A 15,594-nucleotide genomic window follows, 5' to 3' on the forward strand; every position below is an offset into this window, starting at 1 on the left:
CCTCCTAGGGGTCGGTTCTTGTCTTGCGGCATGTCGCAGCGTCGGACAATGCCCCGCGCCGCAACGAAGGTCGAGCCCGCGCGCGACGCCCGCCGCACGCTCCGCGCCGCGGACATGCCGGTCGGGGCGCGGGGGCCGCGAGACGGGGCGCGAGGCCCGCTCCGGGCCCGCCCCACGGCGCCCCGCCCGCCGCGCGCCGCGGGCGCGCCGGGCCCCCCGGGCGCGCGGCCCGACGCGGCGCCTCCCCGCCCCCGTCGCGCCCGTGGCGGGGAGCGCCGCGTCGCCCCTCGCGCCCGTGGCTCGCCTCCCGCCCGCGGCGCAGGGCCGAGGCGGCGCTTCGGGGCGAAGGGGCGGCCGGCCTCGCGCCATCCGGCCGAGGGCGGGGCCCCGGGGGTCAGGTCAGGCTGGGGACCAGACGGTTCCTCAGCACGCCGATCTTCTCGATCTCCAGCTCCACCACGTCGCCGTCGTTGAGGTAGCGGTCGAACTCCAGCCCGCAGCCGTCGCCCACGGTGCCCGAGCCGAAGAACTCGCCCGGGTGCAGCGTCTCGCCGTGGGAGACCCACTCGATCACCTGCTCGAAGCTCCAGTACATGTCGCCGGAATTGCCGCGGGACATCTCGGTCCCGTTGATCCGCACGATCATGTCCAGGCCCTTGTAGTCGCCCAGGTCCTCCAGCGGCACGATGCACGGGCCCATGGCGTTGGCCTTGTCGAAGTCCTTGCCCTTCGCCGGTCCCAGCCGCCCCAGCATCTCCAGCCCCTGCGCGTCGCGGGCGGAGAAGTCGTTGAAGACGGTGAAGCCGAAGATGTGCTCGCGCGCGCGCTCGGCCTTGATGTTCACGCCGCCCTTCCACAGGAAGCAGCCCATCTCGCACTCGTAGTCCATCTTGCGGGAATAGGGCGGGCGCGGCACGTCCTCGCCGGGGCCGGAGACGGCGAAGCGGTTGCCCTTGTAGTAGATCGGCTGCTTGTACCACTGGTCGGGGGCGCGGGGCAGTTCGATGGCGTCGATCTCCTCCTGGCTCGCGCCGCGCTTCTTGGCGTCGACCACCAGCCGGGTGCGCGCGCACTGGCGCACGTGCTTCTCGAACAGCATGAAGTCGCGCATCTGGGCGGGCACCGGCACCGGCGCGCGCAGGTGGACCGCCTCCAGCGGCCGCCGCTGGGCGGAGGCCGAGAGCTTGCGCGCCTTCTCAAGCGCCGCAGGCCCCCCCTCGATCAGCGCCTGCATCGAGACGAAGCCGTCCTCGCCGGTGGCGGACAGGTCGGCGACGGTGTCGTCCTCCATCCACACGCCGACGCGGTCGCGCGCGTCGTCCGCGCAGTCGAAGCGGAACGTGATCAGTCTCATCTCAACCTCCCCTCAGTCGCCGCCGGCGGTCCCGGCGTGCTTTCCGACCTCCCAGCCCACGCCCGCCAGCGCGGCCTGCGCGAAGGCGAGGGGGCTGTCCTCGAGGTCGGTGGCCATGGTGTCGTTCCAGCGGTTCAGCCAGCCGAAGAGCGAGACGACCGCCACGATCTCGACCAGCTGATCCTCGGAGAAATGCGCCCGCGCCGCCTCGAAATGCGCGGCCTCGACGCGGTTGGGAACCTCCGCCGCCGCCTGGGCCAGCGCCAGGGCCGCGCGCTCGGCCGGCGAGAACAGGGCGGAGGTCTCGTAGCTCCACACCTGCGCGATCTTCTCGGCCGAGGCGCCCCGCCGCTCGGCCACGTGGCCGGTGTGCGCCTGGCAGTAGCGGCAGCCGGCGGCGGCGGAGCAGATATGGGCGATCATCTGCACCAGCTCCGGCGGCAGCGAGCAGCCCGGCCCCATCACCGCCCGCCCCAGCCCCGCGAAGGCGCGCAGCAGGTCGGGCTTGCGCGCCATCGTCTTCATCGAGTTCGGCACGAACCCCATGCGCTCGCGCACGGGGTCGAGATCCGCGGCGAAGGCGTCCAGCGCCTCGTCCGGCAGCGGCGCGACATGGGCCATGGCTCAGTCCTCCAGCACGGCGACCGCGCGGATGAAGCCCGCCGAGGCCGCCTTGATCTTGTAGGGGAAGCAGATGATCTCGAAGCCGTGGTCGGGCAGCTGGTCGAGGTTCGCCAGCTTCTCCATGTGGCAGTAGCCGATGTCGATCGAGGCGCGGTGCCCCTCCCAGATGATCGAGGGGTCGCGGGTCTCCTCCCATTTCTTCTTGGTCAGGGCGAAGGGCGCGTCCCAGGACCACCCGTCGGTGCCGGTGACGCGGACGCCGCGTTCCAGCAGCCACAGGGTCGCCTCGCGGCCCATGCCGCAGCCGCGCAGGACGTAGTCGTCCTGCCCGTAGCGCCCGCCGGCGGCGGTGTTGACCACCACGATGTCGAGGGGCTGCAGATCGTGCCCGATGCGCTTCAACTCCGCCTCGACGTCGCCCGGGGTCGCGACGTAGCCGTCCTCCATGTGCCGGAAGTCGAGCTTCACGGCCTTGTTCCAGCACCACTCCAGCGGCACCTGGTCGATGGTCCAGGCGGGCTCGCCGCCGTTGAGCCGGCGGTTCATGGTGGAGTGGTGGTGATAGGGCGCGTCGAGATGCGTGCCGTTGTGGGTCGAGATCGCCAGCCGCTCCACCGCCCAGCCGTCGCCGCCGGGCAGATCGTCTTTCGTCAGCCCGGGGAAATGGGCTGCGAGCTGGGGGGCGGTCTGGGCGTGGGGGTGGTAGGCGATCTCCGGCAGGCTTCCGGGCGGGTCCGAGGCGATGCCCGCCTCCAGCGCGACCGAGAGGTCGATCAGCTTCCGGGGCATGCGCGCCCTCCCTGTCGTTTCCAGCGCCTGTATGAAGCGCTTGTTTGAATTGCAGCGAGGTTGCCCCAGCCCGCGCCGGCCGTCCAGCGTTTCCACGCCGCCCGCCGCCCCCTTCCCTCGCAGGCGCCGCGTCCATCGTCGCGACGCTCGCCCCCGCCCCGCCCGCGGCGCGCCCCAGCCGGGGCGCCGCCTGCCCCCCGTCTCTCAGCCCGCCGCCCCAGGCGCCCGGCGCGACGCCCGGGGTCCTCGCAAAGCGCCTGTTCTTCGGAGCCGTCTCTCGCTGATGCCGTAAAGAGCGACTCGCCCGCCGGGGTCCAGGATCGCGAAGCGACTGTAGCGCGCAAAAATTGGTGGCGCAGGCGCGCAAGGAAAGTGTCAGCACTTTTCGGGGCGTTGAACGGGCCTTGAAACCCTCTCAGCCGTTGGCCTCCTGAACCCGGATCTCGAACTGATCGAGCATCTGAGGCTCGCCCCCCAGCTCCAGCCAGGTCTGCACCCTCCAGCGCCCGACGGCGAGCCCACCGGCGGCAAAGGCGGCGTGGATCGTGTAGTTGTCGCCCAGGCTCGCGGAGGCGTTGACCAGCTGGCCGCCGACGCCCCCGATCTTCTCGGCCGAGGCGGTGGGTGTGCCGGCGCTGATGTCGAAGGCGCTGCCCGCCTCGTCGACGACGGGGACGGCCCAGGCGTAGGCCTCGCCCTCAGTGATCTCGACGATGTCCGTCATGTCCAGGTGGCCTCCGGTCGGGTCTGCCGCATGCGCCAGGCGGCGGCGGGTCTACTGGCACGGACGCGCCAGGGAGCGGCTGATCGGGCGGCCCGGTCGCGCCGCACGCCCAGCACGATGCGGTCCGGGTCGAAGCCGCTGACTGGCCCGGCCGGCCAGATTGCGACGATTTCGTAAGGCGGGACGCCTCCGGTCGGGGCGAGCGTGCCGAGGTCGATCTCGGCCCCGTCGAAGTCGGTTGCGCCGACGAGCGGGGAAACCGAGATCATGAGACTTGCAGCTCGAAGAGGATATGGTTCGAGCCGTACAGGACCGGCCCGCTCGTCACGCTCCAGGCGAAGGCGACCGGCGTCGCCGGATCAAGCACGCCAAGCGCAGCCTGAGTCCTTCCGCCCCACGAGCTATTGCCACCGCGCGCCCAGAACTCCGTTGCCGGGTACGGCCCATCATACGGGCCAACGGTGATGTCGCCGGGAGGGTCGGTGAAGGTGATTTGAGACGAAAAGCCGTGCCCACCGGTGAAGTGCACGTAATTCGGATGCGTCCGAGGGCGCGCCATCGACCCCGTGTAGGACGCCAACCCCCCCAAAAACATGCTGTCGAGCCCGCCATCCACATCCGGCGTCGCAAAGGGCAGGACCGTCGCACCGGCAGATCGGAGCGTCATGAGAATGAACGATCCGGGCAATATGCTGACTGGGATCGTGTAACCCGCGGCGTTGCTGGACGTGACAGGCTGCGCGTAGACCACGCCAATCGGAAGGCGGTCGTCGGTCCTGTACATATCCCAGTCCGGGATCTCAGGTATTCCACCGCCGTTGTAGGTGTATCCCCTGTTGACCACGTGCAGATGCATCACGCGCAAATCGCCCGGAGCCGCCGCCGGGACTACAATATCGACAGACTGCTCACCGGAACTCGTCGTGGTGCCGTACACGTTGTAATCCTGCGCCACCACGATCGGCGGGCCATAGTCCGCGGTCACGTCCACCGCCGCGAGATCCGCGAGCGCCAGCGCCCCGCGCTTGTCGCGCACCAGGCCGCGGAGGCGGGTTTGCGTGACCCCCTCGGCCCACGCGCCGTCGCCGCCCTGCGGGTCGAAGAACACCCGCCGCGCCGGCGTGACGCGGAACAGCCCGTGACCGGCCGAGCCCGCGGACGTCTTGTCGGTCATGCCGCCGCCCAGGCGAGCGCGTCGCGCAGGGCGGCGGCCTCGGTCCGCAGGATCGACAGCTCGGCCGAGGTCAGCACCCGCGCCAGCGGCCGCCCGCCCGTCGACCAGGCATAGGCGGGCGTCACGGCCGGGTCGCAGGCCGAGCCCCCCACCTTCGCCACCAGCGCCGCCCCGGCCGCGTGCGCGCCGGCGATCGCGTCGCCGAGCGAGCCCGGCAGAGCGCCCGGCCAGCCCCGCTCGGCCGCGGCCGCGACCGCCTCGTCGGGATAGGCGGCCAGGGCGCCGACCGTCTCCCACCCAAGCTGCAGGCGGTCCAGGTGCGCCGCCATGTCGGCGACGCTGATATCCGGCGCGGTCGCCAGCGCGTCGGCCGCGTCGTGCATGGCGCCGGCGGCGTTCATCGCCGACAGCACGGCGCGGTCGATATGGGGCAGAGCGGGCATGGCGGGTTTCCTTGGCTGCGGTCAGGCGAAGGCGGTGAAGAGGAGATGAGCGGCGATTCCGGCCAGCACCACCAGGCCGGCGGAGGCCGCGAAGGCGGCCAGCGGGTACATCTTCGCGACGATCCGCAGCGGGCTGGATCGCCACTTCCAGCGGTAGTTCGGGCGGGAGGCGATGAAGCCCTCCGCCGTCCGCACCACCGGCGAGACGTTGTCGAAGCGGTAGGGGCCGCTGGTCGTCTGCAGCTCGCCGACCGCGTGGCCGTCGTCGGGCGTCTCGACATGCCACAAGGCAGCCTCGCGCGTGATCACCAGGGCGCGCAGGACGCCCCAGGCGCCGCCGTAGAGGTCGGCCAGGACGGTGAGCGAGAAGTCCTCGCAATCGCCCCGGAGCTTGCCGTCGGCGTCGGGCGCGAGGATGCGCCAGCGGTCGCGGCGACCGTCCGGCGTGTAGACGAAGGCCTCCTGCACGCGGGCGACGGCGGCTTCGAGATCGGCAAGGGCGATGGACATGGGTGGCTCCTGTTCAGAACTCGCCGGAGAGGGGGAGAAGTTCGGCCGCCAGGACGCTCAGGGTGTCATCGCAGGCGAACGTCGTGCCGATCTTGAGGTGGATCGAGATCCGCACCGTGCAGACGTCCCTCAGGATCAGCGCCAGGTCCTCGGCGAAGAACCGCGTGTCGTAGGTCTCGAAGGCCTCCTGCCCGTAGCCGGGCTCGCCCTGGAACGCGATGGCGCAGTCGTGGATCGCGTAATCCTCGGGCGCGGGCGGGTTCTCGGGATCTTCTACCGGCGATGGCGGCCGGTTTGGATCGCTGATCACGATCTTCGCGCCCGGGTTCGGGTGACTCGTGCCCTCGGTGAGCTTCAGCTGCGCGCGCGCCAGCAGCCACTGGCCCTTCATGTTGTTGAGGACCAGGTCCCGGTAGATCGTCATGTTGCCGGTGGTGCCGTCGCCGGTGATCTTGATCACCGCCTGCCCGGGCTGCATCCACGCCGCGGGGTCCGTTCCGGCGGTGAAGGTCGCGACGGCCGGCGAAGCCGTCCAGCCGGTGGTCGTGCCGTCCATCAGGTTCAGCTTCGACCCGGACCCGCGCCCCGGAATGATCGAGTAGCCCGTGGTCGACATCTTCGACTGACCGGAGACGAAGGCCCCCAGGGCGCCGCCGCCGGCGCCGTTCTTGTCCCGGCTGAAGTAGGCGTTCTGCTTCCCGGTCGTCCCGGCCGCGTCGTAGGTCAGGGCGATCTGGTCGCGGAGCGTCAGGCCGTCGGGGTAGAACTTCCCGGTGCCGTCGAGGTTCAGCCACAGGGTCGTGCCCGTGCCGATCGCGTGCTCGGGCTGAGCGCCCTGCAGGCCGGCGCCCTCGCGGTAGACGATGGAGCCGCCGGTGTCGGCCGCGAACACCCGCTGGGCGTAGTTGTTCGAGAACTTCCGGGGGCTGTCGATGACGATGCGGCCCTTGTTCGACGCATAGAAGGCCTGGGCGGCTCGACTGGAGTAGTTGCCGGCGTTGGGGGCGGCGTTCCGCAGGCCCGTGTTCTCCAGGTAGCAGTGCGAGAGGGTCGTCGCCTGGTTGTCGGTGAACTTGCCGGCGGCGTCGTGGCGGACGTAGCCGAATTCGCCGGCGTTGAGCCGCACGCCGATCAGCGAGTTGCGGCCGGCGTCGGCGAGGCTCGGGTCGCCGTTCGCCTCGTTCTCGGTGGAGGTGAGCCAGCACCAGCCGGGGACGCCGCCCAGCTTGCCGCCCACCATCTTGCCGACGGTATCCGAGCGGACGCAGGCCGGGACCACGCCGGCAGGGGTGGCGACCGGCACGGGCTCGCTCTCGCCCGGATCGGGGCCGTCCCAGCGGCGCTCGATCAAGGTCCCGGTGATCTCGAAGTTGTCCGCCTGCGAGTGGAAGCGGGCGCCGTAGCGCATGAAGTCGCGGATCTCGCCGTCGATCAGGCGGGTGCCGCCGCTCTGGGTCTGGTTGCCGGCGCCCGACCCCTTCACCCGGATGGCGTCCCAGGCGTTGCGGTCGAGGTCGAAGTGCGGCTTGTCCCAGGTCGAACGCGGGCAGTCGATCAGCTCGATCAGCGCCGAGTCCGTTCCGCCGGGGCCGATGTACTTCAGCCAGGCGGCGCCGAAGAACCGGACGGTGAGGTCCTCGTAGCCGCTCAGGGCGAGGGTCTGCGCCAGGCCGAAGGTCTGGTTGTAGATGTGGACCTCGCGCCCCATCGCACCGGCGTACTGGCAGGCGGCGAGCAGACCGGCGTGGGCGTCGAGGACGCCGCCGGCGGGGGCCTGGAACATGGTGGGCGTGGCGACCGGGACCTCCAGCTGCCACCAGACCGTGCCGCCGTTGCTGTGGAGCTTGCCGGGGTGGGCCGGCTCCGTAGGCGTCCAGCGGAACACCATCGGCGCGCCGACATCGCCGTGCGCGGCCGCGCCCATCACCACGATGGCGAAGACGTCGACGCCGGCGCCCTCGATCGTGTCGTCCATGACCTCCTGGAAGGTCCGGTACTGCCGATAGGAGGGCGAGACGTCGACGCCGAAGAGGCCGGCGACGGTCTCGTCGCCGCGCAGGGTGCCGAGCGGCGACCAGAAGGTGCGCGGGTCGTAGAGCGACATCAGCCCAGCTCCTCGTAGTGGACCGGGACGCCGGATGGCGCGGCGATCGGGGAGCCGTCGGGCGAGAGCAGCGCGCCCCACGCGAGGACCACCTCGACCTTCCGCACGATCAGCGTGGCCGTGACGTCGTCGTGGCTCTCGGTGGTCCACTCCAGATCGAGACCAGTGGCGAACTCGGCGACCACGGACCGGAACGGCCGAGGATCTCCGGGCACACGCAGGGGAACCCGGAAGAGATCGACGCCGACCTCGTCCATGAACTCGACGAGCTGGACCCGTTCGGCCCGCGTCAGCCGCCAGGTCACCTCGCAGGTCATCGGAAGGGTCGCGAAGAGGCGACGGCTGCGCACGACGCCGCCGGTCATCCCGGTGCGGTCGAGGCCGAGATCGAGGTCGACCCTGATGGCGGGCAACGGCAGACCGGCGGGAAACACCTTCATGCCGCGACCTCCAGCTCGGCGCGGCAGCGCCAGCCGTCCGGGACCGCGGTCATCGAGACCGACGACGTGAAGCGCGCGAGCGCCGGAGTGGTGGCGTCGGCCTCGCCGGGCATGCGCAGGCTCAGCTCGAACCATTCGTCGGCATGATCGCGGGCGAAGAGCACGAAGTCGCGCGCCTGGTCCCGCGAGAGCGCCCAGGACGCGACGAGAGACTGCGGAAGGACCGTCGCCAGCCGCCGCGGCGCCGCATAGCCCGTGCGGAAGTCCTGGCGCGCCGCCGGCAGCGAGAGCTTCGGCGCGTAGGGCTCGACGAGCGGGTGGGGAATGGTTGCGGGCCACGTCGCCATCAGGTTTCCAGCTCCTCGTAGACGGTCCCGTCGAAGGCGCTCTCCAGGTAGCGGCGGGCGGTCACCTTGGCCCGGCCGCGCTCGGTGCGCGTCACGGCGTCCACGACCAGGTCGAGGAGGAAACCGGAGCCCTTGCCGATCGCCACGTGGGTGGGATCGCGATCGCCTCCGAGCGCATGGAGGGTGATCCCGGGATCGGCCGCGAGGGTGATCTGGCGCGGACCGGTCTTGCTCATCTGCACGGGACCGATCGTCCGGCCGCGATCGTCGCGCAGCGCCGCCCAGCGGTTGCCGCCGACGTCCGGAACCGGCCGGTCCAGGGTGAGGACGAGGCCGTCGACCTCGACCACCTGCGCGGCGTCGCCCCAGCCGAAGGTGGGCCAGCTGAGGCCGACCCGTTCGCCGCTTCGCACGATGCGGCTCTCGTTCTCGATCTCGAACTCGGCCAGCAGCTGGGCGCCTTCCCGCTGCCGCCAGCGGACCTTCGCCATGTCCAGCGCCGCGTCGCCGTCGGTCAGGCCGTAGATCTTCAGCTCGGTGGGGCGGACCGCGTCTTCGGGCCAAAGCGCGGTCTGCTCGGCCAGGCTGTCGGGGTTGCGCCAGACCACCTTCACGCCATCCGGGTCGCCGGCGCTCCGAAAGCCGAAGCGGATCCGCAGGCTGCCCGCCCGCACGTTGAGCGGGCTGAACAGGAGCGTGCGGGCGACCTTGGGGCCTTCCTGCCGGATGGTGACCTTGCCGCCGACCACGAGAGGCTTGGCGAGCGCAGGCTGCAGGGCGAGCTTGACGGCATCCCAGGCGCTGCTGCGGTCGGTGACCAGGTGATCGAAGGTCAGGCCCGCGGCTGCGTGAAGGGCCCGCGCCGCCCGGATCTCGGCGAGTTCGAGGAACACCGCGGGATCGAGGCCGAGACCGTACTCCGGGTTGCAGAGCATGTCGTACATCGCCCGCACTGGAGAGCGCGACCGCCCCACCTCGCTGCCGCTCCAGGGAGTGCGGATCGCGGCGAGCCGGCGGTGGGCCGCGACGCGCACTCGGCTGATGGCATCCTGCGAGAACCCGGCGCTGGCCTTGAACTCGACGGCGAGCAGGGTGACCGGGCCATAGACCGGGGAGGCCTGCAGCATGCGGTAGCCTTTCAGCTGAGCCCAGACGCAGCGGCTCTGATCCGCGGCCGCCGTCGATTCGGCGGTGATGCGGCGGCCGCGGACCTGCCATTCGCCGCCGCCGACCTCGATGGCGTGCGAAAGCCGGATCGCCTTGTTCAGCGGAACGCCGGAGGCGAGGTGGTCGCCGGTGGCGACGGTCAGGTCATGGGTCTCCCACTCGCCGACGGGGTTCCCGTCCGCATCGATCTCGCGGATCTGGAAGCGCAGGTCGACGCTGGTCGCCTCCAGCTCGCCCGTCGACGTGTTCGCCTCGTAGAGCCCCGAGGGGAACTCGAGATCCAGTTCGATCTTCTTGATGCTCTGGCCCGGCTTGGCGACGCGGAAGGGGCCGAGCCAGCGCGGCACGCCGGAGGTGTCGAAGGTCGGCGGCGGGTCGGTCTCGTAGACCGAGACGTTCGCGTAGCCGCCGCCGATCAGGTCCCCGCCGAGGTTCTTCAGCCGGAGCTGGTGCAGGCCGCCGTCGCCGGCGCCGTCCCCGCCCTCGGAGTCGACGTAGTAGTTGTAGCTCTCCACCGTGCCGTACTGGTCGACGCCCGAGGCGACGACGCGAGCGCGGTCGCCGGTCGCGATGCCGAGCGCGCCGCCCGGCGCTTCCTCTTCAAGCGTCCACTGCTGGCGAGCGCCCCGCGGAGAGGCCGTCCCCAGGTCGAACGTCCGCAGCAGGGTCTCGGAGAAGCTCTCGTCGGTCACGCCCGAGCCGACGTTCAGGACGGTCTTCGAGCCGGCGCGATTCCTGGAGACGATGGTGAAGGCGGCGTCGTTCGATGTCGTGCCAGAGACCGTGACGGTCCCGCCCACTTCGAAGGCGTCCACCGCGTCGCCGGTCGCATGGAGCCGGATGGTGTCCGGGGCGACGAACTCGGCGCCGAGGACATGGGTCTGGTCCGCGGTCGCGGAGCGAAGGTCGAGCCCCCGGACGTCGGTGCTGGTGACCACGTCCTCCCAGATCCCGAACTTCGTCCCGACGACGCCGTGGTCGCGGTTGTGGTCTCCCGGCCCGAAGGCCCTCCAGCGGGCGGCGCCGTCCGGCAGGCCGTCGAGGTTGGTCTCGCCGGCGTAGACCGCGTTCACGTCGCACTCGCCGCAGGTGACCGTCAGCAGCACGACGACGTAGTGCTCGTTGTCGGAGTAGAAGCTGTAGGGCATCGACGCGACGTCGGGCGCGTAGGTGAGCCGGCCGTAGAGGATCGGGAGCGCCTCGTGGAGCCTCGGCGTGTTCTGCGGGTAGCTGACCGAAAACACCGGCGAGGGCTTCTCCGCCTGGGCGAAGGCGGGCTGGTCCGGGGCCGGGAACAGCAGCATCGTCAGCGCGGTGAGCGCGACGCTGACCGCGATGCTGATCAGCACGCTCTTGGCGAAGGCGGTGATCGCGGCGATGGTCGCGGGGTCGAGGCCCTGCGGGGGCTGGAACACGAAGACGATCTCGTCCTCGTCGGGCACGAACCCCCAGTCGCTCTCGGGAACCTCCTCCTGCCCGCTGCGGCGCAGGACGAAGCCCTTGAACGGCTCCTGAAACCGCCCTTCGAGCCAGGCCTTCACCGTCCCGTCGATCCGGTGATGCTCGACCCGCTCGGGCGCGGTGGGGTCCTCGATGTAGGCCAGGTGCGCGCCCATCAGGGCCTCCATTCCATGAAGGTCGGGCTGGGGAAGCCGCAGGCGGACAGCTCCGAGGCCGGGTCGGCGCGCACGCCGTCAGCCCGCGTCGCGTGAACCACGTAGCCCCGCCAGAAGACGCCGGCGTGGGTGGGCTCGAGCATCACCAGGCAGCGGTCCCGCGGTGCGGCGAGCCGACGCCAGCGCTCGTCGCGCCAGCCCTTCGCGAACGCCACGGCCAGCTCCATGCGGGCCTGCGCATCGCCCGCGTAGTCGGGCACGCCCGGGATGCAGAGGAGCACCACGCCCCAGCAGTCGATGCCGCCGAGCGGATCTCGGCCGCCGCGCAGCCAGGGCGCTCCGACCAGGGCGGCGGGATCCATGACGCCGTTCATGCGCGATCCAGCCCCGGGTAAAGATCGACGCTGCAGGTCAGGCGCGGGAACATCATGCCGTCGAGGTTGGGCATGGAGGCGACGCCGGAGATGACGCCGGCGCCGGGATCGACGTCGAGCCCTGCGAGTTCGGTGAAGACGACCAGGCGCGGCACGAGTTCGTCGGAGATGTAGACGCGGTCGATCAGCGTCAGCGGAGCCGAGGACAGGGCCGAGGCCGCGACCAGCTCCTCGCAGACCTGCGGCAGGGTCGCGATGCGGATCTGCATCTCGCCCCGACCGCTCTCGTCGAGCCCGGCGGGGACGATCGCGATGGGGCCCGGCTTGTAGATGATGGTGGCGCCCGCTCCGTCGTCCGCGCCCCAGGCGTCGGGTTCCGTGGTCAGGTTCCAGGCCTGCGAGAAGCCGGGATGGATGAGCGAGACGCCTTCGCGCAGGCGCTTGCCGACGACGGCGCTGGCCAGGATCCGCTGCAGTTCGGGGTCGGACGTCATACCAGGTCCTTCCGCTTCGCACCGCGCTTGGTCAGGGCGCCGTCGATGGCCGAACCGGGGCTCTCGATCAGGATGCCGATGTCGCGCTTCAGCTCCTCGTCGCGGCGATCGAGGATTGCCGGGAGCTGCGCCGCCAGGTCCGGGCCGCCCTGCACCTGGATGGTGGTGGAGACGTTCACGGCGTGGCCGCCTCGGCCGCCGCCACCCGATGGCGGGGTCGGCACGAGGGTGGGGCGGGTCGCCTGCGCCCGGGCGAAGTCGCCGGCGCCGCCGTTGATCGCCTCCAGCAGCGCCATGTGGCGGTTGGCGGCCGCGGCGTTGACGACGAACTCGCCGTTCGAGAGCAGCGCCGGGATGCTGTCGGAGGTGCCGGTCCCTGGGCCGACGACGCGACCGCCGCCCGCCAGGGCGACCGCCCCGGTTCGGCCGAGACCGTAGCTTGCATACTGGTTCGCGACGTCGGCGGTGCTGTAGCCCGAGTAGGGTGAGGAGATGCCGCCCGCGAGGGCCCCGCCGGCGGCGCCGGCCACCCCACCGACGACGGCCTTGGCCAGCATCCCGAAGAGCCCGCCCGACTCCTTCGTGCCGAAAGCCCCGGCGAGGCCGCCCTCGCCAAGCAGCGCCGCTTTCCAGGCGGCCTCCGCCAGGGCGGCGGTCAGGTCGCGGACGACGTCGGTGGCGTCCTCGCCCTTCAGGATCAGCCCCTCAAAGGCGTCGTAGGCCGTGTCCGCGAAATAGTCCGCCGTGCGGTTCGCCTCGGCCTCCTCCTCGCGCGCCCGGATCAGCAGCTCGACCGCCGCGCGCTCCTCGTCGGTGGCGCCTTTGAGACGGTCGCGCAGGCGGATCATCTCCTGTTGGACCGGGTCCAGCTCGCGCATGACGTCCAGCTCTTTCTGGAGGCCGTCGACCATGTCCTGGACGCGGGCGGCGTCCGTGGCGCGGATGCGGGCGGCGACCAGACCCTCCAGCTTGGTCCGCTCGGCGGCGGTGGCGGCGGTCATGCGGTCGGCGACCGAGAGCAGCTGCTGGCGGACGGGGTCGGTCTCGCGCAGGACCGCCAGGCGTGTGCGCTCCTGCGCCAGCAAAGTCTCCACCGCCTGGCGCTCCTGGTCGAAGTCCCGCGCGCCGGACCGCGAGGTCGACAGCAGCTTGCGGCGGGCTTCATCGGCGGCGGCGATCTCGGCTTCGACCGCGCCGTAGGCGGCCGCTTGGGCATCCAGCGCCGCCAGCTCGGCCGCCGGAGCCGTCTCGCGCAGCGGCGCTTGGGTGCGCTCCATGGAGGCCACGCCGAGGCGGCGCGCCATCTCGACCGGGTCGCCGGCGAAGTCGCGGCGGATCTTCGCGTCCTGCAGGCGTGCCTCGGCGCTCTGACCCATGCCGCGGATCTCGGCCGCCGCGCGCGAAATCTCGTCGGCCAGCGCCCGGGCACGGTCGGCGGCGCGGGCGACGGGGGTCTCCATGTCGAGGGCGATGAAGGCCCGGCCCGCGCTCTCGGCTCCGATGAGGCTTTTGACGAAGCGCTGCTGAGCGTCGTTGAGTTTTTCCAGGCCGCCGTAGGTCTGAAGGACCAAGTCGTACATCGCCCGGTACGCGGCGACCTTCTCTTCGACGCCATCGGCCGACTCGAGACGCCGGTAGGCGGCGTAGAGCGCCTCCGCCTGCTGGATCGACAGCCCCAGCACCTTGTTCAGCGAATACGTAAGGTCGGTCGTGTTGGTGAACGTCCGGCGAAAGGTCTCCCAGTCCGTCGTGACCTTGCCGAAGGCCTCGCCGACGGAGCCCGCCACCGCCGCCTGCGTCTGGTTGAGCGCTTTCACCGCGTCGAGCTGGGCGAGGGCGCGCTGGGCCTCGAGCATCGAGCGGACCTGGCGGGTGACCTGGCCGTACTTCTCCTGCAGCTCGTCGAGCGCCCCGACCGACAGGCGTCGGCTCGCGGCGGTGAGGGCGTCGACGCTCTTCTCGGCGTCCTCCAGCGCCTCGCCGAGGTCGATCGTCTCGGGCACAGCCTCGCGCAGCCAGGAGAACAGCGCGGCTCCGGCGGCGATCGTCCCGATCGTGATCAGCGACATGGGGTTGAGCAGCGAAAGGAAGGCGGCGCCCAGCGCCCGGACCGCGCCGCCGGCGCCCATCGGGCCCAGCACCTGGCTGATCTGGGTGCCCTGCTGCAGGGCGAGCTGCAGGGGCGACTGGCCGGCGGCGAGCATGACGCCGATGTCGTTGAACTGCGCGGCGAGGTTGCCCAGCTGGGCGGTGCCGGCCTGCGAGGCCGTCCCGAGCTGGCGCATGCCGGTCCCGAGCGAGAGGTACTGCGCCTCTGCGACCTGCATCATCCGGTTCGCCTCGGCCTGCGTCGCCGCGCCGATCCGCACCGCATTGGTCGCCGTCTCGACCGCCGCCTCGTACTGCTTGGAGCTGCGGTAGACCGGGTCCAGCGCCATGCGCAGGTCATGGAAGCCGCGCGCCTGACGGTCGATCTCGGCGGTGAAGACCGAGGCGGAGGTCTCGGCCGATGCCGCCGCGGCGCGGACGCCGCCATAGGCGTTGACCACCTGCAGGATGGCGGCCTGCTGACGGCCCGCGGCGGCGGCCTCCTCGCGGCGGGCGGAGACCAGGCGCTGGATCTCCGCGGCGGCGGCGGTGGAGGCGGTCCCCGAGGCGCGGGTCGCCTCGGTCGTCTTGGAGACTTCAGACGCGGTTTCGCGCAGCACGCCCTTGGCCTGGGCGGCGTCGGCCGTGACCAGCAGGCTTGCGCGGAACGCCATCTACCTCTCCCTCCTCTCCCGTTCCTCGGCGATCGCTTCGCGCGCGCCGGCCTCGATCACCCGAACCTCGCCCCAGAGCGCGGGGCCCACGTCGAGGCCGGCCAGCTCGAACCCGGCGCGGGCGCCGGCGTAGTCCAGGCCACCGTCCCGCCACTGGCTGGCGACGGCCAGGAAGGCCCGGAGCGCCGCCTCGTTCTCCGCCCAGATCCCGTCGTCGGGATCGGGGTCGAAGGCGTCTTCCGGCAACTCCAGGCCCCAGAGGGCGGCCGTGCGGGCGGCCTCGTCCCGCCCGTCGTCGCCGAGCCGGCCGGTCGCCCAGGCGCGACCGGCGGCCTTCAGTTTCCCAGGCGGGCCTTGAGCTGCGCCTCGAAGTACCCGTTCACCAGCGCGTAGCGGATGTAGCCCCAGCCCAGCAGCGCCTCGATCAGCTCGGGCGACGAGCGCAGCTCCTCGCCGTCCTCGTCCTGGATGTCGTGGACCTCGGCCACTACGGCGCGGAGAAAGGCCTTCTCGCCCTCGGCCGACGTGAGGTCGAAGGTGCGGGCCTCGTCGTCGTGGAGGCCGCGATAAACGGTGCGGATGGTCTGGGCCGGCTCGTCGCCGGAGGCGGCCTTGACCGTCACGACGTGCGCGAAGCGCGGCTCGCGGATGAATTTCAGCATCGGTGCGTCT

General features: G+C 71.5%; 17 protein-coding genes. All 17 read right to left on the reverse strand.

All coding sequences use genetic code 11. From position 1 onward, the window contains the following. Positions 1-394 precede the first annotated feature (394 nt). Positions 395-1,354: a fumarylacetoacetate hydrolase family protein gene (locus P2H44_RS06280; RefSeq protein WP_275762604.1), complete on the reverse strand. Its 960-nt coding sequence runs from the start codon at positions 1,352-1,354 to the stop codon at positions 395-397. Positions 1,355-1,366: 12 nt separating this feature from the next. Beyond that, a complete protein-coding gene (locus P2H44_RS06285; RefSeq protein WP_275762605.1) occupies positions 1,367-1,975 on the reverse strand; it encodes a carboxymuconolactone decarboxylase family protein in 609 nt (202 codons plus the stop codon). Between the two features lie 3 nt (positions 1,976-1,978). Next, the gene (locus tag P2H44_RS06290; RefSeq protein WP_275762606.1) at positions 1,979-2,767 is read right to left on the reverse strand and encodes a cyclase family protein; all 789 of its coding nucleotides are present in this window, start codon (positions 2,765-2,767) and stop codon (positions 1,979-1,981) included. Between the two features lie 415 nt (positions 2,768-3,182). Beyond that, on the reverse strand, positions 3,183-3,491 hold the full coding sequence (locus tag P2H44_RS06295; RefSeq protein ID WP_275762607.1) for a hypothetical protein: 309 nt from the start codon (positions 3,489-3,491) through the stop codon (positions 3,183-3,185). Further along, entirely contained in the window at positions 3,488-3,760 is a 273-nt protein-coding gene (locus tag P2H44_RS06300; protein WP_275762608.1) for a hypothetical protein, read from the reverse strand. Before P2H44_RS06300 ends, P2H44_RS06295 begins: the two co-directional genes overlap by 4 nt. After that, on the reverse strand, positions 3,757-4,665 hold the full coding sequence (locus tag P2H44_RS06305) for a hypothetical protein (protein WP_275762609.1): 909 nt from the start codon (positions 4,663-4,665) through the stop codon (positions 3,757-3,759). Before P2H44_RS06305 ends, P2H44_RS06300 begins: the two co-directional genes overlap by 4 nt. Further along, complete coding sequence (locus tag P2H44_RS06310) at positions 4,662-5,108, reverse strand: hypothetical protein (protein ID WP_275762610.1); 447 nt, start codon at positions 5,106-5,108, stop codon at positions 4,662-4,664. Before P2H44_RS06310 ends, P2H44_RS06305 begins: the two co-directional genes overlap by 4 nt. A 21-nt stretch (positions 5,109-5,129) precedes the next feature. Then, positions 5,130-5,618, reverse strand: a complete 489-nt coding sequence (locus P2H44_RS06315; RefSeq protein WP_275762611.1) for a transglutaminase-like domain-containing protein — start codon at positions 5,616-5,618, stop codon at positions 5,130-5,132. A gap of 13 nt (positions 5,619-5,631) precedes the next feature. After that, positions 5,632-7,722 carry a hypothetical protein gene (locus P2H44_RS06320; RefSeq protein WP_275762612.1) on the reverse strand — a complete coding sequence of 697 codons (2,091 nt, stop codon included), beginning with the start codon at positions 7,720-7,722 and terminating at the stop codon, positions 5,632-5,634. Further along, a complete protein-coding gene (locus P2H44_RS06325) occupies positions 7,722-8,162 on the reverse strand; it encodes a hypothetical protein (RefSeq protein ID WP_275762613.1) in 441 nt (146 codons plus the stop codon). The genes P2H44_RS06320 and P2H44_RS06325 overlap by 1 nt, the downstream gene beginning before the upstream one ends. After that, positions 8,159-8,509 (reverse strand): hypothetical protein, encoded by a 351-nt coding sequence (locus P2H44_RS06330; RefSeq protein ID WP_275762614.1) that lies wholly within the window; start codon positions 8,507-8,509, stop codon positions 8,159-8,161. The genes P2H44_RS06325 and P2H44_RS06330 overlap by 4 nt, the downstream gene beginning before the upstream one ends. Continuing rightward, complete coding sequence (locus P2H44_RS06335; RefSeq protein ID WP_275762616.1) at positions 8,509-11,292, reverse strand: host specificity factor TipJ family phage tail protein; 2,784 nt, start codon at positions 11,290-11,292, stop codon at positions 8,509-8,511. The genes P2H44_RS06330 and P2H44_RS06335 overlap by 1 nt, the downstream gene beginning before the upstream one ends. After that, a complete protein-coding gene (locus P2H44_RS06340) occupies positions 11,292-11,666 on the reverse strand; it encodes a hypothetical protein (protein ID WP_275762617.1) in 375 nt (124 codons plus the stop codon). The genes P2H44_RS06335 and P2H44_RS06340 overlap by 1 nt, the downstream gene beginning before the upstream one ends. Further along, positions 11,663-12,160, reverse strand: coding sequence for a hypothetical protein (locus P2H44_RS06345; protein ID WP_275762619.1), 498 nt, complete (start codon positions 12,158-12,160; stop codon positions 11,663-11,665). The genes P2H44_RS06340 and P2H44_RS06345 overlap by 4 nt, the downstream gene beginning before the upstream one ends. Further along, positions 12,157-14,922: a phage tail length tape measure family protein gene (locus P2H44_RS06350; RefSeq protein ID WP_275762620.1), complete on the reverse strand. Its 2,766-nt coding sequence runs from the start codon at positions 14,920-14,922 to the stop codon at positions 12,157-12,159. The genes P2H44_RS06345 and P2H44_RS06350 overlap by 4 nt, the downstream gene beginning before the upstream one ends. Beyond that, complete coding sequence (locus P2H44_RS06355) at positions 14,923-15,168, reverse strand: DUF1799 domain-containing protein (protein WP_275762621.1); 246 nt, start codon at positions 15,166-15,168, stop codon at positions 14,923-14,925. An 89-nt stretch (positions 15,169-15,257) separates the two neighbouring features. Further along, the gene (locus P2H44_RS06360) at positions 15,258-15,584 is read right to left on the reverse strand and encodes a hypothetical protein (RefSeq protein ID WP_275762622.1); all 327 of its coding nucleotides are present in this window, start codon (positions 15,582-15,584) and stop codon (positions 15,258-15,260) included. Positions 15,585-15,594: the final 10 nt, after the last annotated feature.

It is taken from the genome of Albimonas marina (genome assembly GCF_029223255.1).
GTDB lineage: Bacteria > Pseudomonadota > Alphaproteobacteria > Rhodobacterales > Rhodobacteraceae > Albimonas.

Coding starts and splice junctions, on each gene's coding strand:
- P2H44_RS06280 (WP_275762604.1), bottom strand. CDS start 1,354: ATGAGACTGATCACGTTCCGCTTCGACTGCGCGGACGACGCGCGCGAC.
- P2H44_RS06285 (WP_275762605.1), bottom strand. CDS start 1,975: ATGGCCCATGTCGCGCCGCTGCCGGACGAGGCGCTGGACGCCTTCGCC.
- P2H44_RS06290 (WP_275762606.1), bottom strand. CDS start 2,767: ATGCCCCGGAAGCTGATCGACCTCTCGGTCGCGCTGGAGGCGGGCATC.
- P2H44_RS06295 (WP_275762607.1), bottom strand. CDS start 3,491: ATGACGGACATCGTCGAGATCACTGAGGGCGAGGCCTACGCCTGGGCC.
- P2H44_RS06300 (WP_275762608.1), bottom strand. CDS start 3,760: ATGATCTCGGTTTCCCCGCTCGTCGGCGCAACCGACTTCGACGGGGCC.
- P2H44_RS06305 (WP_275762609.1), bottom strand. CDS start 4,665: ATGACCGACAAGACGTCCGCGGGCTCGGCCGGTCACGGGCTGTTCCGC.
- P2H44_RS06310 (WP_275762610.1), bottom strand. CDS start 5,108: ATGCCCGCTCTGCCCCATATCGACCGCGCCGTGCTGTCGGCGATGAAC.
- P2H44_RS06315 (WP_275762611.1), bottom strand. CDS start 5,618: ATGTCCATCGCCCTTGCCGATCTCGAAGCCGCCGTCGCCCGCGTGCAG.
- P2H44_RS06320 (WP_275762612.1), bottom strand. CDS start 7,722: ATGTCGCTCTACGACCCGCGCACCTTCTGGTCGCCGCTCGGCACCCTG.
- P2H44_RS06325 (WP_275762613.1), bottom strand. CDS start 8,162: ATGAAGGTGTTTCCCGCCGGTCTGCCGTTGCCCGCCATCAGGGTCGAC.
- P2H44_RS06330 (WP_275762614.1), bottom strand. CDS start 8,509: ATGGCGACGTGGCCCGCAACCATTCCCCACCCGCTCGTCGAGCCCTAC.
- P2H44_RS06335 (WP_275762616.1), bottom strand. CDS start 11,292: ATGGGCGCGCACCTGGCCTACATCGAGGACCCCACCGCGCCCGAGCGG.
- P2H44_RS06340 (WP_275762617.1), bottom strand. CDS start 11,666: ATGAACGGCGTCATGGATCCCGCCGCCCTGGTCGGAGCGCCCTGGCTG.
- P2H44_RS06345 (WP_275762619.1), bottom strand. CDS start 12,160: ATGACGTCCGACCCCGAACTGCAGCGGATCCTGGCCAGCGCCGTCGTC.
- P2H44_RS06350 (WP_275762620.1), bottom strand. CDS start 14,922: ATGGCGTTCCGCGCAAGCCTGCTGGTCACGGCCGACGCCGCCCAGGCC.
- P2H44_RS06360 (WP_275762622.1), bottom strand. CDS start 15,584: ATGCTGAAATTCATCCGCGAGCCGCGCTTCGCGCACGTCGTGACGGTC.